18 protein-coding genes and 3 tRNA genes are annotated in these 21734 nt (G+C 54.8%); 16 read left to right on the forward strand and 5 right to left on the reverse strand.

Annotated features, from left to right (window positions below; translation table 11 throughout):
* Positions 1-5 precede the first annotated feature (5 nt).
* The gene (locus JMN36_RS00260; RefSeq protein WP_204087257.1) at positions 6-458 is read left to right on the forward strand and encodes a cytidine deaminase; all 453 of its coding nucleotides are present in this window, start codon (positions 6-8) and stop codon (positions 456-458) included.
* A 2-nt stretch (positions 459-460) separates the two neighbouring features.
* Positions 461-1675 carry a NupC/NupG family nucleoside CNT transporter gene (locus JMN36_RS00265; RefSeq protein ID WP_204087256.1) on the forward strand — a complete coding sequence of 405 codons (1215 nt, stop codon included), beginning with the start codon at positions 461-463 and terminating at the stop codon, positions 1673-1675.
* Positions 1676-1684: 9 nt separating this feature from the next.
* Here JMN36_RS00265 and JMN36_RS00270 read toward each other — a convergent pair whose 3' ends face one another.
* Positions 1685-2620 carry a sugar-binding transcriptional regulator gene (locus JMN36_RS00270; RefSeq protein ID WP_204087255.1) on the reverse strand — a complete coding sequence of 312 codons (936 nt, stop codon included), beginning with the start codon at positions 2618-2620 and terminating at the stop codon, positions 1685-1687.
* A gap of 624 nt (positions 2621-3244) precedes the next feature.
* Here JMN36_RS00270 and JMN36_RS00275 point away from each other — a divergent pair.
* The gene (locus JMN36_RS00275) at positions 3245-3730 is read left to right on the forward strand and encodes a hypothetical protein (protein WP_204087254.1); all 486 of its coding nucleotides are present in this window, start codon (positions 3245-3247) and stop codon (positions 3728-3730) included.
* A gap of 413 nt (positions 3731-4143) precedes the next feature.
* Here JMN36_RS00275 and JMN36_RS00280 read toward each other — a convergent pair.
* Positions 4144-4220, reverse strand: a tRNA-Arg gene (locus tag JMN36_RS00280).
* Between the two features lie 127 nt (positions 4221-4347).
* On the opposite strand from JMN36_RS00280, the gene JMN36_RS00285 reads away from it, so the two are divergent.
* The 6 genes from JMN36_RS00285 (at position 4348) to JMN36_RS00310 (ending at position 11591) form a co-directional block, all read left to right on the forward strand.
* Positions 4348-6570: a bifunctional copper resistance protein CopD/cytochrome c oxidase assembly protein gene (locus tag JMN36_RS00285; protein WP_204087253.1), complete on the forward strand. Its 2223-nt coding sequence runs from the start codon at positions 4348-4350 to the stop codon at positions 6568-6570.
* A gap of 200 nt (positions 6571-6770) precedes the next feature.
* Positions 6771-7298, forward strand: coding sequence for a Dps family protein (locus tag JMN36_RS00290; protein ID WP_012732009.1), 528 nt, complete (start codon positions 6771-6773; stop codon positions 7296-7298).
* A 493-nt stretch (positions 7299-7791) separates the two neighbouring features.
* Complete coding sequence (locus JMN36_RS00295) at positions 7792-8409, forward strand: single-stranded DNA-binding protein (protein ID WP_204087252.1); 618 nt, start codon at positions 7792-7794, stop codon at positions 8407-8409.
* A 234-nt stretch (positions 8410-8643) separates the two neighbouring features.
* Positions 8644-10314, forward strand: coding sequence for an energy-dependent translational throttle protein EttA (gene ettA / locus JMN36_RS00300; protein ID WP_012732008.1), 1671 nt, complete (start codon positions 8644-8646; stop codon positions 10312-10314).
* Between the two features lie 66 nt (positions 10315-10380).
* Positions 10381-10848 carry an acyl-CoA thioesterase gene (locus JMN36_RS00305; protein ID WP_236881831.1) on the forward strand — a complete coding sequence of 156 codons (468 nt, stop codon included), beginning with the start codon at positions 10381-10383 and terminating at the stop codon, positions 10846-10848.
* A 26-nt stretch (positions 10849-10874) separates the two neighbouring features.
* The gene (locus tag JMN36_RS00310; protein WP_204087250.1) at positions 10875-11591 is read left to right on the forward strand and encodes a DUF8185 domain-containing protein; all 717 of its coding nucleotides are present in this window, start codon (positions 10875-10877) and stop codon (positions 11589-11591) included.
* A gap of 65 nt (positions 11592-11656) precedes the next feature.
* Here the strand turns inward: JMN36_RS00310 and pepN are convergent, their stop codons facing one another.
* Positions 11657-14398, reverse strand: coding sequence for an aminopeptidase N (gene pepN, locus JMN36_RS00315; RefSeq protein WP_204087249.1), 2742 nt, complete (start codon positions 14396-14398; stop codon positions 11657-11659).
* A gap of 149 nt (positions 14399-14547) precedes the next feature.
* On the opposite strand from pepN, the gene JMN36_RS00320 reads away from it, so the two are divergent.
* Both JMN36_RS00320 and JMN36_RS00325 read left to right on the forward strand, forming a co-directional pair.
* The gene (locus JMN36_RS00320) at positions 14548-15189 is read left to right on the forward strand and encodes a mycothiol-dependent nitroreductase Rv2466c family protein (protein ID WP_204087248.1); all 642 of its coding nucleotides are present in this window, start codon (positions 14548-14550) and stop codon (positions 15187-15189) included.
* A gap of 4 nt (positions 15190-15193) precedes the next feature.
* Positions 15194-15670, forward strand: a complete 477-nt coding sequence (locus JMN36_RS00325) for a ribose-5-phosphate isomerase (RefSeq protein WP_204087247.1) — start codon at positions 15194-15196, stop codon at positions 15668-15670.
* A 179-nt stretch (positions 15671-15849) separates the two neighbouring features.
* On the opposite strand, the gene JMN36_RS00330 is transcribed toward JMN36_RS00325, so the two are convergent.
* Both JMN36_RS00330 and JMN36_RS00335 read right to left on the reverse strand, forming a co-directional pair.
* A complete protein-coding gene (locus JMN36_RS00330; RefSeq protein WP_081429426.1) occupies positions 15850-16086 on the reverse strand; it encodes a helix-turn-helix transcriptional regulator in 237 nt (78 codons plus the stop codon).
* 246 nt (positions 16087-16332) lie between these two features.
* The gene (locus JMN36_RS00335; protein WP_204087246.1) at positions 16333-18111 is read right to left on the reverse strand and encodes an ABC-F family ATP-binding cassette domain-containing protein; all 1779 of its coding nucleotides are present in this window, start codon (positions 18109-18111) and stop codon (positions 16333-16335) included.
* 16 nt (positions 18112-18127) lie between these two features.
* Here JMN36_RS00335 and JMN36_RS10845 point away from each other — a divergent pair, with 16 nt between their 5' ends.
* The 5 genes from JMN36_RS10845 to JMN36_RS00355 all read left to right on the forward strand — a co-directional run bounded on the left by JMN36_RS10845 (position 18128) and on the right by JMN36_RS00355 (position 21702).
* Positions 18128-18253 (forward strand): hypothetical protein, encoded by a 126-nt coding sequence (locus JMN36_RS10845; RefSeq protein WP_269091326.1) that lies wholly within the window; start codon positions 18128-18130, stop codon positions 18251-18253.
* Positions 18254-18458: 205 nt separating this feature from the next.
* A tRNA-Gly gene (locus JMN36_RS00340) sits at positions 18459-18533 on the forward strand.
* A gap of 687 nt (positions 18534-19220) precedes the next feature.
* Positions 19221-19297, forward strand: a tRNA-Pro gene (locus JMN36_RS00345).
* Between the two features lie 104 nt (positions 19298-19401).
* A complete protein-coding gene (gene tig / locus JMN36_RS00350; protein WP_204087245.1) occupies positions 19402-20889 on the forward strand; it encodes a trigger factor in 1488 nt (495 codons plus the stop codon).
* Positions 20890-21063: 174 nt separating this feature from the next.
* Complete coding sequence (locus tag JMN36_RS00355; protein ID WP_204087244.1) at positions 21064-21702, forward strand: ATP-dependent Clp protease proteolytic subunit; 639 nt, start codon at positions 21064-21066, stop codon at positions 21700-21702.
* Positions 21703-21734: the final 32 nt, after the last annotated feature.

The following is a 21734-nucleotide window of genomic DNA, read 5'->3' on the forward strand; positions in this document are numbered from 1 at the left end:
ACATCATGATTGAAAAGAACGCTTCCGACGTCGGCAGTTCTCGGGGTGAATTTTCTGATGCTGCAGCGGATATCACACTGCTAGAACAGGCGCGTGACGCTGCCAAAGGTGCATACGTGCCATACAGTGAGTTCCCCGTCGGTGCTGCTATTCGCACCACGGAGGGGAAGACCATCACTGGGTGCAACATAGAAAACGCCAGCTATGGTTTAACGAACTGCGCGGAACGAACAGCATCGTTTCGCATGATTGCGGAAAGTGGAGATGTTCCCCGTATCGACACAGTTGCCATTGTTGGTCTCAAAGCCGAACCGTGTTGGCCCTGTGGTGCGTGCCGGCAGGTTTTGAGGGAATTCGGTTGTTCTCGTGTCATTGTGGAGAAGGAATCGCGCCCATTTGTATTACCCTTTGAATCAATTCTCCCATTTTCCTTCGGCCCTGAAGACCTGGAGGGGTAATCATGGAAAGATTCCAAGGGCTAATTGGTATTGCCGTTATCCTTGCTCTCGGCGTTGCGTTATCTAAACACCGATCCAAAATTAACTGGCGGACCCTGGGCACCGGCCTTGCCCTCCAAGTCATCCTGGCTCTGTTGGTCCTGAAGTGGGGGCCCGGATATCACGCTCTCAAGTGGTTGGCTGAGGGCATCGACCAGCTCATCGGTTATACCGACAAAGGAACAGAATTCGTTTTTGGTCCCTTGTTTGGGGACAAAATCGGCTTCGTCTTTGCACTCAATGTTCTCCCAGTCATTATCTTCCTCGGTGCGATCATCGGTGTTCTGTACTATCTCCGTGTCATTCAAATTGTTGTTGAATACGTCGGCGGTGCCCTCGGAAAACTCATGGGGACGTCCAAGGTTGAATCGGTCTTTGCTGCAACCGTTATTTTCTTGGGGCAGAGTGAAGCGCCCCTCCTCATTCAGCCGTATATCAAAAAGCTGACGAAATCCGAATTATTCACCTGTATGACCGGCGGTTTTGCCTCCGTCGCAGGGTCCACCTTGATTGGCTACTCCCTTTTGGGGGCTCCACTTCCATACCTCTTGGCGGCAAGCGTTATGAATGCTCCCGGCTCGCTACTCATGGCTAAGGCATTCTTCCCGGAAACGGAAGAGAGCCAATTGGACGCGACCGTCCGTGATGTCCGCGATGAAGAATCAAAGAACGTCATTGATGCTCTTGGCCGCGGCGCTATGAATGGTGGGCGCATTGCTGTCACCGTCGGATGCCTCCTGATCGCCTTTATCGCGGTCATCGCTTTCTTGTCAGCGATTATCGGAGGAATCGGTAGCTGGTTCGGCCATTCCGAATGGAGCCTGGAAGGAATATTCGGTTGGGCGCTTGCCCCATTTGCTTGGGCTATCGGCGTTCCATGGCACGATGCCGTTGACGTCGGTAACTTTATCGGGCAAAAGACGGTGCTCAATGAGTTCGTGGGCTACACCTCGTTCGGTAAGCACGTTGATGAACTCTCCGACAAAGCTGTCATGATCTCAACCTTCGCGTTGGCTGGGTTTGCCAACTTCTCTTCGATTGCAATCCAAATGGGATCGATGGGTGGATTAGCGCCAGAGCGTCGTGGTGAGATAGCCAAATTCGGAATGTTTGCTCTTCTTGCAGGTTTCTGCGTCAATATGATTAACGCTGCAATTGTGGGAGTCGTCGCAAGTTAGGGTCGGCAATCATTCCTCAAGTAAGCGTTCTGCGCACGCTTGATCAGTGACTAAGTGCGTTGCCATCCCCGCTTTCAGCGCAACTTTCAAGGCGCGCACTTTGTGTAATCCGCCCGCGACGAGAAGTCGGACCGGGCGCTGCGCTAAATCTTCCATGGTTATTCCGACAGTGCGTTCGTCCACTGATTGCACGGCGACGGATGCATTCGCGTCGAAAAACCGTGAGCAAATATCACCCACCGCCCGTTGACGAAGCTGTGTGCGCTCGGAGGGAGTAACGCTGCCAAGGTTAAGGGCCAGACTGTTTTCTCCCGCTGACCCCACTGTAAAAACGGCGATGTCAGTTTTTCTCCCTTGCTCGAGAACATTGGCGATAAACCGGTCTTTTTCTACAAGTTCTTTTGTTTCGGCGTTATCAAAAATGACGGGCAGGGGAAGAGTGTGGGCATATGCGTGAAAGGCTTTACAAAACAACGTGATCGTTTCGATATCGTTCGTTTTCCGGTCTGTATATGACATTCCGCCTTTCAGCTGAACGATCGTCACGTCGTGAACGTTTTTTTCAGTGAGATGCTGGGCGATGGAATACATTGTTCGCCCCCACGACACACCGACACTGGACCCATCGACGACAAGAGAACGGAGGGCTTGCGCACCGACATGACCGAGGGCATCGACGATATCGTCGGTGGTCTGCGATACCGGTTGTGCGAGCCGCACAGATGTTAAGCCATATTTTGTCGCTAGTGCCGTTGCGGTGGTGGACGACGCTTCCCGGGGATCGCGAATAGTGATGGTTACGAAGCCGCGGTCGTGGGCATGCTGAATGAGCTTGGATGTTGTTGGTCGCGAAATACCTAAAGCCAGGGCAACTTCTGCTTGGCTAAGGTTGTCGCGGTAGTACATTTTTGCCGCGCGTAGGGATTGCTCATCACGACTGTCCACAGTTGAACCTCAATCAGTTAATGCTGAGTGCTTGTACGCATGCTTTATTTAACTTGACTTTATTTTGCCTGATACAGCCATTTTGCCTGATACAGCCCGGTTTGCGGTGATCGCCGGGTATTCGCAGTGAACAGCCTTCCGGGCGTGGCTTACTCATCCAACCCAATCGTTAGGGCAGCTTAGTGCAGATCTGCCTCCGAGTACTATACGGATGGGTGTCATGAGAGTGGAGGCTATCAACGATGCCGGGCACCTACTGATGCTGTTAGACGATTGAAACATACTTCCCAAGCAGGAGGTATCCTGCGTTGCGTGATGTGGCGGGGCGCGTCTGGTTTGTGCTACATAACAGTGGCGTGGCGGTCATTAGTGTCCAGTTGATGTATGTGAATGGATGATCTGAAAAATTTGGCGCAAGGCTAACATATCCCCCGTCTCGGGGTGTAGGTCAACCTAATTTATAAAACCTATAGACAGCTTACGTCTCGGTATGAAAAGTAAGGATGCCTACAGGTTGTAGGTTGAAAAATTCACTGAAAGGAATGGCTTGTAATATGGATGAGCCACGGACGGATTATCTCCTCAGTACTCCTTGCTTTATCAGTTTCCTTGGCTGGAGCGGGTATGGCAGTCGCTACGCCCGTAACGGATTCGACTGATCAGAAACAATTGGAGAACTTTACCTCTGAACAGGCGCACGAAGTGGAACTTGCTGCGAAGTTGTTTAAGGAACTATCCCGAGTGGAAAGTGGTAAAGAAAAGGAAGAAGTCCTAGTTGATAATGTGGGCGAAGAGGAGACGGCTGAAGCTGCAGCGGTTGTCGGCTTGACTCCTGATGAACTCTTTTCTGACGAAACAGTAGCAAATGAATACGCCTTTGGCCTCGGTGGAACTGAAAAATTCCTTTCTTGCATGGAAGGGAAGGTCGAGGACGATGTTAAAGAAATATTTCATGTCAATGCCATTGCTGTTTTGATAGGACAGGAAAAGTACTTCGAAGCTGCGGAAGAAGCGGTTGCATACCTAGCAAAACAGGGTGTTAAGCGGAATGCTGCAGCTATTGCCTCCGTGCTAGCTTTTTATGGAGCTAGGTGTGCCTTTTGTAAATAGGAGATTGATCGGAAGGAGGATCTGATGCAGAAGCGAACCACAAACGTCCTGAAAGCTATTCGGTGGTGGATTGGAATGGCCGGGGGATTTCTCGTTTTCTTCTACTTGTGGTCTTTGGTTTTCAAAGATGACCCCTTTTCGCGGGAGGATTGGGGAAAAACGGTCGTGTTCGGAACTCTTGTCGGGGTCATATATTTGATTTATAGTAGGCCTAGGAAATAGCGCTACACAGTAAAGATACTCGGCACTCGGAGATAAAGGTTCACATGTGCTCATGGATTGTCGTGGGCTTTTGTAGTGGTGCCTGTTGGTGAATAAGTGTCAAAGGGTGGTGCGGACACAATCCTCCGGGATTCTGTCCGCACCACTGAACAGACACTTATGTTGGGGCATCCGACAGCTGATCGGTCGTGTGGTGCCCCTGGCAGGATTCGAACCCGCGCCACTCCGGGTAGAAGCCGGATGCTCTAATCCACTGAGCTACAGGGGCATTTTATCGATCGTGGGTTGCGCTTTCGTCGCAACCCACTAGACGAATATAACAGTACTGAACTCTTTGCTGATAACTGGTCCTTCGGGTTGATTAGATCGTCTCCGCGCTGGGTAGGGTTGGGAGTATGACGGAGGTAAAGACGAAAGCTGGTTCTTCGGTGCCTGTGCGGTCAGCTACCGGTTACTTTGTGCTCGCCGGGCTCGTGGCGGGAATAGTGGGGGCGGCCATCGGCTATTCCTTGTATAGCGAATCACTGTCTGCGCTAGGAATTCCCGACCCTGGTTTCTCGGTATCCTTCGGTCTTCCCTTTGTCCGTGGTCTGGCCACGATGTTCGGCTTCATTGGTGTCGGATCATTCTTGATGTCGGCATTTGGCACACCACCACGGAAAGATGGTTACCTCGACGTCGACGGGTATAAAGCAAGCAGAACAGGCACGTGGTGCCTATTTATATGGGCTGTTCTCGCACTGCTGCTTATCCCGATGAGTTTGTCGGACGTTTCGGGGGCACCATTGTCGACGACGCTCAGCCCGGCGCACTGGGGGGAAGCGATTGACCAAGTATCTGTGGCGCGTTCCTGGATGTGGGTCGCTATCTTCGCGTTGATCACTGTCGTGTGGTCGTTAGGGACGCGACGCTGGATTTTCCAGATGCTATTTTTCGCTTTCTCCCTGGTGACGTTGATACCTATTAGCCTTGAAGGACACTCAGCGGCCGGTGGTAATCATGACTATGGCGTTAATTCGTACCTGTGGCACTTTGTGTTTTGTGCATTGTGGGTCGGCGGCTTGGCAGCAATGATCCAGCACGCCCTGCGCAAAGGGCCCCACATGGACGTTATCGTCAAGCGATACAGCTTCTTAGCATTGGTGTCGATTATTGTTTTGGCAATCTCAGGAGTAGTTAATGCGTTGCTTCGCATCCGCGTCGATGAACTTCTGACCAGTAATTATGGCCGAGTAATTACAGCCAAAGCGGTTTTGCTCATCGTCCTGGGCATTTTTGGATTCCTCCACCGACGAATGACGATTCCCAAGCTGGAAAAGAATCCGTCGGACCGACTCGCCTTTTCTCAAATTGCGATCGTGGAACTGGTCGTGATGGCGGCGACAATCGGCGTCGCTGTATCTTTGTCTCGCATTCCGCCACCCTTGCCGAAAGAGCTGAACCTTAACGTCATGGAGCTTGAGCTGGGCTTCAGCCTGACGAAGCCACCGTCGTGGGGTGGTCTGTTCGGCATGGTGCGGTTCGACATGATTTACGGAACCGTCGCAATAATTGCGGAAGTTTTATATGTGTGGGCCTACGTCCATCTCCGGAAAAAGGGCGGGGAGTGGCCTTTTAGCCGAGTGTTGTGGTGGACACTAGGGAACATTCTTCTACTTTTCGCGACGTCTTCTGGCCTCGGGATGTACGCGATGGTGTCGTTCTCGATGCACATGATCCAGCACATGATTTTGTCGATGGCGATCCCGATCGCCTGGGTTTTGGCTGGTCCGGTGACCTTATTCCTCCGCGCCTTGCCTGTTGCGGGCCGCGACGGTGTCCCTGGGCCACGTGAGTGGATTGTTGCTTTTATCAATAACCCGGTTTCGCGGTTTTTAACGAACCCCGTTGTGGCTGCTGCACAGTTCGTCATTGGGTTCTACATTATGTACTTCACGCCTCTATTTGAGGCTCTCATGAAGTATCACTTCGGTCACCTATTCATGATCGCTCACTTCTTGGTCTCCGGGTACATTTTCTACTGGATATCAATTGGTATCGACGCGGCACCTCGCCATACGTCTCCGTTCATCAAAATGGTGACCATCTTAGGAACAATGCCGTTCCACGCTTGGTTTGCGATTGCCCTCATGCAGTTGAATTACCCGCTCGGGCAACCGATGTATGAAACCTTCGGTATCCCGTGGCACGTCGACTACATGGCTGATCAGAACCTGGGCGGTAAGATCGCGTGGGCAACCGGCGAGATCCCGCTGTTAATCGTGACAGCGGCTCACTTCCTGCAGTGGCGTCGGGAAGATAGTAAAGAAACAGCACGCTATGAGCGTCGGGCTGACCGCACCCACGAGGCCGAACTCAATGCCTACAACGAGATGCTCGCGGCGCTGAACTCTGGCGCAGGGGATCGGGAACTGCAGGACTACTACAGCTCAGATTATTCGTCTGACGAGGTGCGGAGTTACTTCCACCAGAAGAAGTTTGAGCACCATAACGTACCGAAGGCACGCCGCTCATCAGCAAAAACGCCTGCCGATAAGCCAACCGGCAGTGTTGACGCTGAGCAGCAGGATGTCAGTGGAAAAGGTTCAGGGAACGGTAGGTCCAGTGAAGGGGACTGAGCTGATAACCGGTCGGATTAGCCTCGCCGGGGCCCAAAGTCGGCAATAGCTAAGCCCTATCTAAAGCCAGCTTATTAATAGTTGCCACGCGTATAAGAAGGGTGTATAACTAGGGGCAGAGCGAAGGAAAAGCCCGGTATCGGGCACAGTCCACGTAGCTCTGAGACGACAAACCAACTTATCGAGAGAAGGAAAAAGATATGACTTCCGCGCAAGCATCTGTTGGGCGTTCGGCTTCCGCTGAAAGCTCCGTTCAAACAACTCCAGCCTTTAGTGCTCCTAGCGACGTTGTTTCTGATTTGCAGAAGGTTCTCGTTGATTTCATCGATTTGAGCCTGGTTGCCAAGGAAGCTCACTGGAACATTCTCGGACCGAACTTCCGCGATCTGCACCTGAACTTAGACGAGCTTGTTTCGGTTGCTCGTGAAGGCACCGACGAAATCGCTGAGCGTATGCGTGCTTTGAATGGCATTCCCGATGGTCGCACGGCCGTTGTAGCCGCAGGTTCGTCCCTTCCGGAGTTCCCGGCAGGAGAGATCCTTACTCACGACGCTATTTCCCACGTCGTCGAGGCTATTAACGCGACAACCAACACCATGCGTGAGGTTCACGACCGCGTTGACGAGGCTGACCCGACGAGTGCTGATCTGCTGCACGAATACATCAAGCAGCTGGAGCAGCAGGCTTGGTTCATCAGCGCCGAGACCCGTACTCCATCTGGAAAGTAGTACATATCGATCTTCACTGTGCGCCTAGTTGAACCCTTAAACGGGGCTTCAGCAGCGTGTTTCCCTGTTCGTCATCGGAGGTCATGACGAGGCCTTCCGATGACATGCGCCGGACTGTGCGATAGCGCGGTCCGGTTTTTCTTTATCGCTATGCGATTATCCGTTGTATCGGCGACACCTACTTTCGGCACTCACCCCTTCTGTCGGCACGGGGCGTTATTTTTTGTTTCACGGATCTTTTTCACCGTGTGGATTCACTGCGCGGATAAGAAAGTCGGGTGAATAAAAATCTGTGGATAACTTTGGTTATCCACAGCGGACGCCCCGATGAGCTCCTCACAGGCCTAATTTCCGGACCACCGTGTGCCACTCTGAGTTTGTCATTTTCAGATCGTCTCTATCGATGAGGACTTCACGGTACTGCGCTAATCAGCTACTCAGCTACTCAGCCGTTACCGGGAGCGCCCTTCGTAGGAGGGAGAGTAGGTACGTCATGGCACAAAATTCCGCAATGGTCACCGTCGTGGGAAACGTCGTCAGTGACCCAGTTGATCGAACACCATCGGGTCGAACCCCTTTCGCAACTATGCGCGTTGCGTCGGATCGTCGTTGGCGTGACGACGATGGTGTATGGCAGTCATCTGACTCATTATTTATCGACGTCCAGATGTCCGGTCCACTAGCCACACACTGTTTGAAATCGGTAACGAAGGGGATGCCAGTTGTTATATACGGTCGGCTGATCACTCATTCGTGGGAGGCGACGTTGGACTCGGGGGAGAAGATCACGCGGAGCTCCGTGAGAATCAAGGCCTCTCACGTTGGAGTTGACCTCAACAGGATCGTTATTACGTCCGCGATGACTAGTCGCCTAGGACGTTTGGTTCCGTTGGAAATCGGCTCCTCTGCTGGAGCAGCCAAGGGATCAGGGGAGGTGACGAGTCTCTCCACCGATTGGGACGGAACGGTCACGTCGGATGGAAATCCATTCCCCGAGGGCTCGTCGAGTGATTCGAGCACTTCCACCGACTCCACAGCCCTGAGGGACTCCACGCATTTGAGCGAACAGGAGGATTCATACACACGGGATGTCGCCCTGGCTAGCGCATGAGGGCGTGCCTCCGTGAAGGAGTCGTCGTAACTGGTTGTTGTTAGCACCGTGCTTGCGTACCCTCAACGGTTAGACTTTGCTGAGGAACTTGCGCGGGGACCATCGCACCTCTTAACTCTCGAGGTTGATCCTTGAGATTAGCTTTCGAGGTGGTGAACCCTATGGTCATCGGCCATAGTAGGTGAGCAGAGAATGCTAGGTTCGTGCGGCATAGAAAAATGAGTTGAGGACTGTATGGGTGAATTCATTTACACAATGAAAAACGTGCGCAAGGCGCATGGAGAAAAAGTCATTCTTGACGACGTCACCATGGCTTTTTATCCGGGGGCCAAGATCGGCGTGGTGGGGCCAAACGGCGCCGGAAAATCGTCGATCTTGAAAATTATGGCGGGAATTGATCAGCCCTCCAATGGTGAGGCGTTCCTCGATCCCGGCGCTTCTGTGGGGATCTTGCTCCAGGAGCCTCCACTCAACGAGGAAAAGACCGTCCGCGGCAACGTGGAAGAAGGCCTCGGAGAGATCTGGGAAGTCAAGCGTGAATATGAAGAAATCGCCGAAAAGATGGCGACGGATTATTCCGATGAGCTCATGGAACGCATGACCGTCCTGCAGGAGAAAATCGACACTGCCGACGCCTGGGAATTGGATTCGAAGATCGACCAGGCTATGGATGCGCTGCGGTGTCCGCCGTCAGACTCGCCAGTGACGACGCTATCCGGTGGTGAGCGTCGTCGTGTAGCACTAGCCAAGCTTCTGTTGGCTGAGCCAGATCTATTGCTGCTCGATGAGCCCACCAACCACTTGGACGCTGAGTCTGTGCTCTGGCTGGAGCAGCATCTGCGTAATTATCCGGGCGCGGTGTTGGCTGTTACCCACGACCGTTACTTCCTCGACCACGTTGCCCAGTGGATTTGTGAGGTCGATCGCGGGAAGCTGTACCCCTACGAAGGTAACTACTCCACGTACTTGGAGAAGAAATCTGAGCGTCTGCAAGTTGCGGGTAAGAAAGACGCCAAGCTGCAGAAGCGGTTGAAGCAGGAACTGCAGTGGGTGCGCTCGGGCGCTAAGGCACGTCAGGCGAAGAATAAGGCTCGCTTGCAGCGTTACGAGGAAATGGCTGCGGAGGCCGAGAAATATAAGAAGCTCGACTTTGAGGAAATCCAAATTCCGACCCCGCAGCGCCTGGGCAACCAGGTTGTGGAGGTCAGCCACCTCAACAAGGGCTTCGATGGCCGTACCCTGATCAAAGACCTGTCCTTCACGTTGCCTCGTAACGGCATCGTCGGTGTTATCGGCCCGAACGGTGTGGGTAAGTCCACCTTGTTCAAGACGATTGTGGGGCTTGAAGAGCCGGATTCCGGCGAGGTGAAAGTCGGTAAAACTGTCGACATCAGCTACGTGGACCAGAACCGTGAGAACATTGACCCCGAAAAGACCGTGTGGGAAGTCGTCTCTGACGGGCTGGACTACATCATCGTCGGCCAGAACGAAATGCCATCGCGCGCTTATATTTCGGCTTTCGGTTTCAAAGGTGCTGATCAGCAAAAGCCAGCCAAGGTGCTCTCCGGCGGTGAGCGTAACCGTTTGAACCTGGCGCTGACCTTGAAGCAGGGTGGTAACCTGATCCTATTGGATGAGCCCACCAACGATCTGGATGTCGAAACTCTCTCCAGCTTGGAGAATGCGCTTGAACAATTCCCGGGGTGTGCTGTTGTGATCTCCCACGATAGGTGGTTCTTGGATCGCACGTGTACACACATTCTCGCCTGGGAAGGCAATGTTGCCGAAGGCCAGTGGTACTGGTTTGAAGGTAACTTCGAGGACTATGAGAAGAACAAGGTCGATAGGCTCGGTGAAGAAGCTGCGCGTCCCCACCGTGTGACTCACCGGAAGTTAACTCGCTAATTCGTTAGGTCATGGTGAATTATGCCTTTTCGTGAAGTACTCGGACGTACTGGCAGGGTCCATACAGTGTCATTGCCACTTCGGTGGTCCGACTTCGACATGTATGGTCACGTCAATAACTCGGCGTATCTCGAGTTCTCACAAGATTCACGCGTCGCACTTCTGAACGAAATGGAGTCCATAGCTGGTAACGGGTCAGTACCAAAGGTATTTGTGCGCCACGCCGAATTGGATTACCGACGCGGAATTTCCCCATCCAGCCACACCGTGACCGTGAATTCAGAAGTGACCCGGGTCGGCCGAACATCTTTTGGTGTCCGCCAACTGATCCTCGATCGCGACGGGATCGTGTGTTGCGAAGTGAAGATTACGCAGGTTGCTATCGATATGCGGTCGAGCTCTCCGCGCGAAATTACGGACAGTGAACGGCAGCTCCTCGAGTCCATGATCACTCGCCCCGTGAGAGAAATCGAACGAGGCCAAGATAATGAACCCGATATTGATCAACTCGTGCCTCCGGATTCTACGGAGTAATCCACCGGCCTCATCCAGGGGACACCATGCCGATAACTATTGAGCACGGCGTTGCTCGAGACCTCTTCACATACATGTCTCGAGCAGAACGCCTCGATTCGACGGCGTTGGTTCGGATTCATCTTGCGAATACCAGATCTCGCCAACCTAATGCTGCGGGTGCTGCCATCGAGGCTCGTGACCAGCGTCATCAGTGGTTCGATGTTTATGTCACCACGCCACTTGGTCCCTTTGGGCTGCGACGGGTCCGTGGTGTGTGGGGGAATGACTCGGCTCGTGACGTCATCACGCATTGTTCGAACGTGCGGCGAGCCATCGATGCGTCGACCTCTTTCCACTCTCGGGAGGGTGGTCCGATAACTCTTTCGCTGGAGCACCCCGGTACGCCGGGAATGTGGCCCGGACCTGTGCCTCTGACAGAGACATTCACCTATATTGATGACGTAGCGATAGACACCGTTGCGGCGTTATATAACGACGTCCGTGACACAGCCACGGCAGAATCGGGGCCAGCGGGGATAGCTCAATCGCTGTTGGACCAGAAGATTATGACCGTCGAATCGCCGACGACGGAAGAGACGGCGCAGCTCACGTCGCGAGCCATTATCGCCTTGGGAAGCCTCGGTTTTATCGGAGGCGATATTATGCGGGTCTCCGTTTCGCCTCTCTGGGTCAGGACGGATACCAGGCTGGGAACGGTCCTTGCACAACGCAGGAATCGGCTGAACCTACTTAATATGTAGGCCCGGACCGTATGGCCGGGGAGGCCTCGGCGTCCCCAGTTCAGGAGACATCGAGGCTATGGCTTTTAGCTCCGGTCGTGTTCACGTGCTGCAGCGAAGCGGCGCTGATTATCCTTACCCTCCGCGATCAGTCGGCGGAAACCAGCGGGCAATTCTTCGTCGGCAACCAGTTTCTCGGCTCGAGCGATAGCCTCGTCCGATGTATCCCATGATGGATACATTCCCGCGAGCACGCGCAGAGCCATCTCGCCATTGAGGTTCTCCCACACACTGAGGGCCTCATCGAAATAACGATCGCGGTAACCGGCCAAGAGCTCGTCACTGCCGGCAGTCCTAAATCCTGCGACATTCGACAACAACTGGCGGTTCGACAGCGTCGACGCATCCTCGCCCATGATGTCATCCCACACGCGAGACTTGTTGTCCGGTGTTGGCAGGAGCGCCCGCGCCGCAATCGCCGCTTGTTCACCCAATGACGAACGGTCGTTCGCGGAGGTTTCGTCGATAAGCTTTGTGACCTCATCCTCTGACACCCCGTGGGAACCGCTGGACGCGGCAAGCATTTTGATCGCAAGCCACGTCATATCGGTATCGATGGAGAGACCGTCCAGTTCGACACTCTCCGGGGTGCCATCGACAATCGCGCGCGCGATAGCAACAGTCTCGGCAGTGGGCTCCACATTGGGCAGCTCCTTGACCGCCGCGAGCTGGGTATCGCTACCCGGAGCAGCCGCGCGTGCCGTCGATACCAAAGCATGAGCAACCGCATCCCAGCCTTCGTCGGCAAGCCACGTCGGGTCGGCATAGTTCCTCGCTGCGGACACAACCTGTCGAACTAATTGCTGAACGACGGCGGTTTCCGTCTCATGAGGCAGACCACGCTCAACAAGCGCGATGAAATCACGAGCGCGCAAACGACCAGCGCGCAGACGCTCCCACTCCGCCGACCAGCACAGAGCGCGAGCCATGGGATCCTTAATTGCCGGCAGGTGATTCAGCACGAACTCGTTGGAAGCATCATCGAGATCGATGAGCGCATATGTCAGGTCGCCATCATTGGGCAGAACGAGATCGCCGACGGGAGTGCCGACGAGTTCAGGAACGTCGGTGCTCTCACCGTGGATATCCAGCTCGGTGTTAGCTGTGCGAACGACGTCACCATCCTGGAGGGAATAGACGCCGACGCCGATGCGGTGATCGCGGTGTTCGCCTTCACCCGGTTGCGCACCACTCTGCTTGACAGCAACTGAGGTGTAGGCCCCGTCTTTAGCCTGCGCATCGACGGACAAGGTATTGACGCCGGTGGTCTTGAGCCATTGATCAGCCCACTGGGACAGATCGCGTCCCGACGATTCCTCGAGCGCGTTAAGGAGATCATCGAAGGTCGCGTTGTCGTACTGATGGCGCTGGAAATGCAGACGTACACCGGCGAAGAATTCGTCGAGCCCGACATAAGCGGCTAGCTGCTTGAGAACCGACGCGCCCTTGGCATAGGTGATCCCGTCGAAGTTCTGGTCGACGGTTTCGATATCCGACGCGTCCGTCGAAATCGGGTGCGTGGACGACATCTGGTCTTGCGCGTATGCCCAAGCCTTTTCGACGTGGGCGAATGTGACCCACGCGGTGGTAAATTCGCTGACCTCAGTTTGAGCCTGCGCCGAGGACCAGGTGGCGAATGATTCGTTAAGCCACAGGTCATTCCACCACTTCATGGTGACGAGATCGCCGAACCACATGTGCGCCATCTCGTGGAGGATCGTGTCATTGCGACGCTCGTAGAGGTACCGAGTGGTGGCCGACCGGAACACATAGTCTTCACGGATCGTGACGGCCCCGGCATTTTCCATTGCCCCCATGTTGTATTCAGGGCAGAACACTTGGTCGTATTTCTTAAATGGATACGGGATGCCAAAGTGCTTAGCGTAGAAATCGAATCCCTGTTTTGTTTCCTTAAACAGTTCTTCGGAATCGAGGTGCTCGGCCAGCGCCCGTCGGCAATAAAGACCGAGGGGAATTTCGACTTCCTGGCTGGACGATTCGTCCGACGTTTCGGTTGATTTGTCCGATGTTTCGGGATGCGGAGTAATGGTTCCGCGCCACACATCGGTGGCTTCGGTGTACGGCCCCGCCATGAAAGCAATTAAATAGGTAGAGAGAGGGTAATCAACCTCAGCTTCGTGAATCGCGACCGTTGTTTGTGGGTTGTCGCCGTCGGTCGTGAGAATACCCGCGCGGGGAGAGGTCACCGTGGTGCTGACAGGGCCATTAGTAATGAGCCGCCACGAATCAGGCGTGATGACCTGCACACGGTACGTGGCTTTGAGATCCGGCTGGTCGAAGCACGCGAAGACGCGTTTGGCGTCGGCAGTTTCGAATTGTGTGTACAGGTAGACCGCATTGTCCGAGGGATCGACGAAACGGTGAAGTCCCTCACCTGAGGTCGAGTAGCGGCATTCGGCGCACACCGTGACGCGGTTGCCGCCAGGTTCCAGATTGCGAAGCTGAATACCGGCTTCCTCGTCATACTGGTTATCCGAATAACGGATCGCATCGGTCGTGACATCGGTCCCGTTGAGCTGCACAGATGTTACCCGCGAGGCGCGGAGATCCAGGAAGGTTCCTTGCTCCAGATCGCCCTCCGACACACCGTCGCGTGTGTGGAACCACACTGTGGTCTTTGACGTAAAGGTTTTTTCTCCAGGAAGCCCATGTCCGTCAGTAAGGTCTAAAATTATGGAGTACCGGTCCACTCCAATGAGTGCGGCCCGGTCCTTGGCCTCTTGCCAGGTGAGATTAGTTGATGACATTCCTGCGTTGTGTCCTTTCGCTGGAGGGCTTTGGAATATGCGAGAGCATAAAGTTCCCAGATATTGAGACTACTAGGTGATGAAAAATCGCGGGAGCAATGAGCCCTCGGTGGGCACAGCGCCAACGTACAGATCATGGAGGTAATGACATGGCCGACAAACAGCGAATCGATTTTTGGTTTGATGTCTCCTGCCCGTTTTGCTGGGTAACATCCCGGTGGATTAAAGAGGTAGAAAAAGTCCGGGATATCACTGTGGTTTGGCATCCTATGAGCTTGTCGGTTCTCAATGAGAACAATGATGATCTTCCCGACGATTACAAGAAGATGATGAAACAGACGTGGGGCCCAGCTCGCGTTGCCGCCCTCATTGCCGACGAAAATCCGGAGAAATTAGACGCCTACTACACCGCAATGGGCACCCGGATTCACGATAAGAAAGAAGTGGACGCTCACGCCGGCGAGGGATTCGACGACGTGCTCCGCGATGCCTTGGAAGAGATTGGCCTTCCGGCGTCGTATCTCGAGGTGGCACACTCCACTGAGCAGGATGATTCGCTACGCCGTCACCACCAGGGCGCGATGGACGCGGTCGGCGATGACGTGGGGACGCCGGTGCTGAAGTTGGGCGATAACGCGTTCTTCGGGCCAGTGATCACCCGTGTACCGCGCGGGGAAGATGCGGGACGAATCTTCGATGGGGCAGTGGCCTTGGCAGCGTTCCCGCATTTCTTCGAATTGAAACGATCTCGCACAGAGATGCCAGAAAACAAGACTGCTGAGCTACCCTAGAACTATGCGCGTTTATCTTGGTGCGGACCACGCTGGGTTCGAGTTGAAAAATACTATTGCTGCTCATTTGGAAAAGAACGGCCACGAGATCGTCGATTGCGGGGCTCATTCCTTTGATCCCAAGGATGATTACCCTGCTTACTGCATCGAAGCCTCTGCCCGGGTCGTGAACGATCCCGGATCATTGGGCATCGTGATCGGCGGTTCCGGAAACGGTGAGCAGATCGCTGCCAACAAGGTCAAGGGAGCCCGCTGTGCTTTGGCCTGGTCCGTGGAGACGGCCAAGCTTGCCCGGGAGCACAACAATGCACAGCTCATCGGTTTAGGGGCTCGCCAGCACTCCGAGGAGGAAGCCCTCGAGATTGTCGACGCTTTCATCGAAGCGCCGTGGTCGAATGAGGAACGCCACCAGCGGCGGCTTGACATTCTCGCGGAGTATGAACGTACGGGGATGGCACCCGCGTTGCCCGAAGACCAGTAGGCCGCCCGGGCTGCCGTCGGGGCTCGGGCACGAACGTGCCATAAAAGAAAGCATCTCTTGCGCAACAATGTGCAAGAGATGCTTTTCCTTTTCCGGTGTTATCTTCTTTCAGCTCGCCCTCCACCGAAGAGGAGCATTCATCATCGGACAGCGTGGTTATGGCCTGGTCAGGGTGGCGCTTAACCGTCGGTGTCGGAGTCGTTTTTTCTCCTACGGTCGACTCGATTCTCGTGCCAATGCTTTACGTCTTCAGCATCCCAGAGAGTCAATCCTTGAAACTTTGCTACAGGCTTTGGTGCGCGACCACGACCCGCATAGCTGGTGAATGTACCCCGCGCTGTACCAGAAAACTCAGCGCATTGCGCTGCGGTCCACAGCTCGTGTCCTGAGTCTTTGTCAAGAAGGATCGGTGTCATGAGTCAGGAGTGTACGCCCGAAAAATAGGGGAGCGCTATGTAGCAAAACTCCAGCTAAACTGGCATGAAGTCCGTTAAACTACTTATTACACCCCCGTATGTGTTCAACCCACGTTTAAAGGCGCTGCTTACCAAAGAATCTGCAGATTTCCGCCCGATAAAGAATCGTTAACTATTCGTTATCGAGCCGGTAAAAAAGTTACCCCATAGTAGGGGTACTGATAATGGTATGGTTGCCAAAGTTAATTATTGGAACTCGACTGAACGGTGCCCTCGTTGCCCTTCCACCACCTCGTGGTGGTCAACAATCAGGTGCCGAGACTCCAACCGCTCAATCATCCGACGGTCGTGAGTGACAACAAGCACTGTTCCCTCAGCACTCGCGATGGCATCCTGTACCTCTTCAATCAAGTCGACGGAGAGGTGGTTCGTCGGCTCGTCGAGAAGGAGAATATGAGGCGGGCCGGCTGCAATCAGCGCAAGCGCTACTCGTCGCTGCTGGCCTATAGAGAGGTCCCCGACGGGCCGAATGGCGTCCTCAGGAGCCAGCAGTCCGAGCTCGTCGAAGCTCACAGTGGGGTGGGGAGCCAACGCATACAGATCCTCTGCTGATTGTCTGGGATCATCCCATCGCTGCTCTTGGCGGAGAACACCCACACTTTGGCCCTCCCCAATGCGAACTTGCCCGCTCTCTGTCGGCACCGCGCCGGAGATAGCCCCGAGCAATGACGACTTGCCTGCTCCATTCGGCCCCGTGATCACTACTTTTTCACCCGGGCGAATAGTCAAAGACCCTACGCGGACACGATCAGGGACGACGAGTCCTTGTAATTTAATGGCGAAGTCCTCCTCGGATCCTGCCGCGACCCGACGACGCGGTACGGGCGCCGTCAAGGGTGCATCGAGACCGAGAACTGCGGGGGGCTGTTCCACACCGTTCTCCTCGAGCTCGGTGAGACGTTGCCGCGTCGCACGGATTCGTCGGGACAATTGACGGTCGGCCCGGTTACCGGCCATCCCATACATGACCTTTTCGTTGTCCCGCTTCGCCTTCTTCGGACCGGCCGACTCATGATGTGCCTCAATATCCTGCTCTAGCTGGTTTTTCTCCCTCTGCTCCGTCTTCCATTGATGCTCCCACAGCGCGCGCTCATGCCGACGGTGCTTGTCATAAGCGGTGTAATTGCCCCTAAAAATGTGAATTCCCTCGCGCCGGGGCACGATATCGCCGATCTGCGTACACACCGCGTCGAGAAAATCTCGATCATGCGTAGCGACGACAACCACGCCAGCGTGGTTATGAATGTGATCGATAACAAGTTCTCTGCCACGGTCGTCGAGGTGGTTCGTGGGCTCGTCGAGGAGGAGAATCTCGGGATTGCGAATGAGGGTGAGCGCTAACCCAAGGCGCGCCCGCTGGCCACCGGATAGATCGGCTGTCCTGCGTGAGAGCAGCGGTTCACCATTAACAGTCGTTGAGTCATCATTGGTGAGGCCGAGGCTGTCGAGAATGATGTCCGCGTTATGTTCGGCATTCCAATCATCGTGGGCCGTGACATCGGAGAAAATGGTGGAATACCGCTCATTTGCTCGGGCAACTTCCTCGTCTGTCTCCGCGTCGGCAAGTGCTTCCGTGGCCTCCTCGAATGCTTGTAGGCGACGAAGCGACGGCCCCAGAGCCTCTTTAATGAGCATCTCACCGGTTGAATCGAAGGGGGCCTCTAATTCCTGGGAGCCAAGAACACGTTGCCCGACGTGGGTGACGACGCCACTCGTGGGCTTGCGTCGGCCAGAGAGAACCCACATTAACGTCGATTTACCAGCGCCGTTATCGCCGACCAGCCCGAGAACGTCGCCCGCTGACAAGGTGAGGTCGATGTTGCGGAGAACCGGTACTCCCGAATAATCAAAACTGACGCCGTTGGCGATAAGTTGCGTCTGGGATAAATCAGTGGAGAGAGTTGTTGCCGTCAGTGATGCGGAAGAATCGCCTGATAGTGGGGCAGCAGGAGTATCGGTAGGCATGGTTCCTCCAGGGGTAGTGTCGTCACCATTATTTTACGCGACGGGCCTTGAGGTGACCGACATTCTGGGCGTTATTGCTGCTGGTGGTGCTTGCCTAATTGGCGACGCGGCTGCTCGTATGAAGCTGATGCTTCTGCGCTAGTGAGCGTTTTGTTCGTGCGACGTTTAAAGCGGCGTTTAAAAGGCAGCGTTGTAGCGGGATCGGGAATGCGTAATTTGTGGGGAGTTCGGGTTTTGCGAAACCGCGAACGAAATGTACTATGGCAACACACCGCGGAAAGAAGGTTCGTGGGCGTTGAAGTACGCGTCAGCCGTGTTTCACGTGCTCAGGTACCGTTTTTCGCAATGGGAATGTCGTATAGTGGCTAATACCTCAGCCTTCCAAGCTGAAGACGCGGGTTCGATTCCCGTCATTCCCTCCATTATGTCGGAGACATAGAGAGTCCCGACGACAATATCACCCGGTTGGTTTTCCACGCTTGCGGAGAACTAGCCGGGTTTCGTCGTATGACCATGCATATGACCACACGGGTTCTTCAGTGTTATACGCCAATAGTGTGTCCGCGTGCGGGACAACTGTGGGGGTATATCGGGGTCGGTTGTGAAAACTGCGGAGGGATATGGGCGAAAAATGGCCGAAAATTGATCATATAGCCCCGCACTTTTGTTTTGGGACGCGTATCCCCCACGCACTTTTAGGCTCTAGGTGTAGCTTTCCCTCAGTTTTCCGTGTACCGGTTCCTTCTTCGGTGCGTCGGCGTTTCGAGCCCAGGAATTGGGTTCTTCCCGGGGGTGTACGACAAAACGCGGTGTGGACACTTTTTGGACAGGTTATGCCGTCATCATGCGGCAGTGCCCGTCGTGAGACAGGGAACGTAAGGCATAGGGATTAAGGCATAGAGCTGCTGTCACAGCGGAGAGTAGAAAATGACGCAGCCTCGCTCCATTGCTAACCCCTAAGCTGACCGTGTAACATCACAAAAAGCTCTTTCACCACGTATTTTGCGGTGGATAACGCTGAATAGTGGGGGTCAATGAAAGTGGCAAAAACGGTGCCCGTAGACTCTAGTTGTCTTCGGCACTCGTGGCCGGTGGACTTTCTTTCATACCGGGGTATGGCGCAGCTTGGTAGCGCACTCGCTTTGGGAGCGAGGGGTCGTGGGTTCGAATCCCGCTACCCCGACCAGGAGTGGCCCGGCCGGTCAGACACGACGTTTGGCAGGCCGGGTCTCCACAAATAGAGAGAAATTGTATTCCAAATAACCAACGACACCACAGGAGTGTGCATCCGTGAAGAGCTCCGTTGAGCAACAGAGCGCGACTCGCGTAAAGCTTACTGTCGAAGTTCCTTTTGACGAGCTTCAGCCGGAGATCGACCAAGCCTACCGCTCGCTGGCGCAGCAGGTCACACTCCCTGGCTTCCGTAAAGGCAAGGTTCCTCCGCGCGTTCTTGAGGCGCGACTCGGCCGGGGGGCTATCCTCGACCAGGTCATCAACAACATGCTGCCCAGCCGCTACAGCCAGGCTGTTGAAGAGCATGACCTCAAGGTTCTCACGCAACCGACCATCGACATCACCCGGCTGGAAGATAACGAGCTCGTTGAGTTCACCGCAGAGGCTGATGTCCGTCCGGAGATTGATCTTCCTGATTTCTCCACCATCGAAGTCGAAGTCGATCCGCTCGTTGCCGACGACGCCGCTGTCGACGCTGAGCTGGACAACCTCCGCGCACGTTTCGGCACCTTGAAGGCAGTCGAGCGCCCAGTTCAGAAAGACGACTTCGTCTCCATTGACCTGTCCGCAACCGTGGGTGGCGAACCTGTTGACGAGGCCACGACCGAAGGCCTTTCCCACCAGGTCGGCAACGGCGAGCTCATCGAGGGCTTGGACGACGCGCTCGAGGGCATGAAGGTTGATGAATCAAAGACCTTTAAGTCGAACCTTGTCGCCGGTGACCACGAAGGCGAAGAGGCCGAGGTCACTGTCACTGTGAAGTCGCTCAAAGAACGTGAACTTCCTGAAGCTGACGATGACTTCGCTCAGCTCGCATCGGAGTTCGACACCATCGGCGAGCTTCGTGAATCCTTGGCCAAGCAGGTTGAGGAAAACAAGAAGGCTGAGCAGGCGTCGTCGATCCGGGACAAGGTCCTCGAAAAGGCTCTGGAAAAGACCGACTTCGAGCTGCCAGAAGCCGTTGTCGAAGAGCAAGTTAAGGGCCAGTTGAACCAGCTTCTCCAGCAGTTCAATGGTGATGAGAAAGCCTTTGACCAGCTTCTCGCCGCCCAGGGCAGCAGCCGCGAAGAGTTCGATCGCGACACCCGGTCCAGTGCAGAAGAGGCCGTGCGGACTCAGCTGTTCCTCGACACTCTCGCTGATGAGCTCCAGCCAGAGGTCAGCCAGCAGGAATTCACCGAGCACATCATGTTCACCGCCCAGCGGTACGGCATGGAGCCTCAGCAGTTCATGCAGGCCATTCAGGCGTCGGACCAGATCGGTGCCCTCTACGCCGATGTTCGTCGTGGCAAGGCTTTGGCTGAATCCATTTGCACGGTGTCGGTCAAGGACACCGATGGCAACGAGATCGATCCGAAAGAATACTTCGGTGAAGAAGAAAACACCGACGAGACTTCTACCGGGTCCGCAGATGCCGAGGCATCGGAAAACAGTGAAGCAACGCCCTCTGGCACCGAGACCGAAGAATCGGCTGAATTCGATCAAGCGGCGGAAGCTCCCGTGGCAACCCCCACCGATGACGATTCAGAGAACGCTGAAAAATAAACCGTTGACTTGCGGATAATTCCGACACTGCCCCCACGCCCTGAAAGGTGTGGGGGCATCGGCATCTCATACCGACGCACGCTAACAGCGAACAGAGCGCAAAAGGCGAGCCACACTTCATCGAATTAGCTAGTCTGGGGTGCACCCAAAAACATTGGAAAGTGAGCGTACATAATGAACTTTTCCTCAAACGACACTGGAGTTAGTGCTCAGAAGGGATATTCTGCCCCCACCATGGAAAATGGGACAGCAGGATTGAACCTTAACGATTCCGTCTTCGAGCGACTGCTGCGGGAACGCATTATCTTCCTCGGCACCGAGGTTAATGACGACATCGCCAACCGGCTTTGCGCACAGATCCTTTTGCTCTCGGCGGAGGACCCGACGCGGGACATTTCGTTGTATATCAACTCGCCCGGTGGTTCTGTGACCGCAGGGATGGCCATTTATGACACCATGACGTACGCACCGTGTGACATCGCCACGTACGGGATGGGCCTGGCTGCCTCCATGGGCCAGTTCCTCCTCACTGCGGGAACAAAAGGCAAGCGCTACGCTTTGCCACACGCTCGCATTTTGATGCACCAGCCGTCGGCAGGTGTAGGCGGAACGGCAGCTGATATTGCTATTCAGGCCGAGCAGTTCGCCCGCACCAAGCGCGATTTGGCCGAGCTCAACGCGCAGCACACCGGCCAGTCGCTGGAGCGGATTCAGAAAGACTCCGACCGTGACCGCTGGTTCGATGCCCAGGAGGCCTTAGAGTACGGCTTTGTTGATCACGTGATTACATCGGCGAAGGAGGAGACAGAGTAGTGGCCATGAACCCTAGCGATGAACTCAACCAG

This window comes from Corynebacterium pseudokroppenstedtii (assembly GCF_019754945.1).
In the GTDB taxonomy this organism is placed as follows: Bacteria; Actinomycetota; Actinomycetes; order Mycobacteriales; family Mycobacteriaceae; genus Corynebacterium; species Corynebacterium pseudokroppenstedtii.

What these genes read in the sequence shown, in the direction of transcription:
- JMN36_RS00260 (WP_204087257.1), top strand. Translation starts at nt 6, where the DNA reads ATGATTGAAAAGAACGCTTCCGACGTCGGCAGTTCTCGGGGTGAATTT.
- JMN36_RS00265 (WP_204087256.1), top strand. Translation starts at nt 461, where the DNA reads ATGGAAAGATTCCAAGGGCTAATTGGTATTGCCGTTATCCTTGCTCTC.
- JMN36_RS00275 (WP_204087254.1), top strand. Translation starts at nt 3,245, where the DNA reads ATGGCAGTCGCTACGCCCGTAACGGATTCGACTGATCAGAAACAATTG.
- JMN36_RS00285 (WP_204087253.1), top strand. Translation starts at nt 4,348, where the DNA reads ATGACGGAGGTAAAGACGAAAGCTGGTTCTTCGGTGCCTGTGCGGTCA.
- JMN36_RS00290 (WP_012732009.1), top strand. Translation starts at nt 6,771, where the DNA reads ATGACTTCCGCGCAAGCATCTGTTGGGCGTTCGGCTTCCGCTGAAAGC.
- JMN36_RS00295 (WP_204087252.1), top strand. Translation starts at nt 7,792, where the DNA reads ATGGCACAAAATTCCGCAATGGTCACCGTCGTGGGAAACGTCGTCAGT.
- ettA (WP_012732008.1), top strand. Translation starts at nt 8,644, where the DNA reads ATGGGTGAATTCATTTACACAATGAAAAACGTGCGCAAGGCGCATGGA.
- JMN36_RS00310 (WP_204087250.1), top strand. Translation starts at nt 10,875, where the DNA reads ATGCCGATAACTATTGAGCACGGCGTTGCTCGAGACCTCTTCACATAC.
- pepN (WP_204087249.1), bottom strand. Translation starts at nt 14,398, where the DNA reads ATGTCATCAACTAATCTCACCTGGCAAGAGGCCAAGGACCGGGCCGCA.
- JMN36_RS00320 (WP_204087248.1), top strand. Translation starts at nt 14,548, where the DNA reads ATGGCCGACAAACAGCGAATCGATTTTTGGTTTGATGTCTCCTGCCCG.
- JMN36_RS00325 (WP_204087247.1), top strand. Translation starts at nt 15,194, where the DNA reads ATGCGCGTTTATCTTGGTGCGGACCACGCTGGGTTCGAGTTGAAAAAT.
- JMN36_RS00330 (WP_081429426.1), bottom strand. Translation starts at nt 16,086, where the DNA reads ATGACACCGATCCTTCTTGACAAAGACTCAGGACACGAGCTGTGGACC.
- JMN36_RS00335 (WP_204087246.1), bottom strand. Translation starts at nt 18,111, where the DNA reads ATGCCTACCGATACTCCTGCTGCCCCACTATCAGGCGATTCTTCCGCA.
- JMN36_RS00355 (WP_204087244.1), top strand. Translation starts at nt 21,064, where the DNA reads ATGAACTTTTCCTCAAACGACACTGGAGTTAGTGCTCAGAAGGGATAT.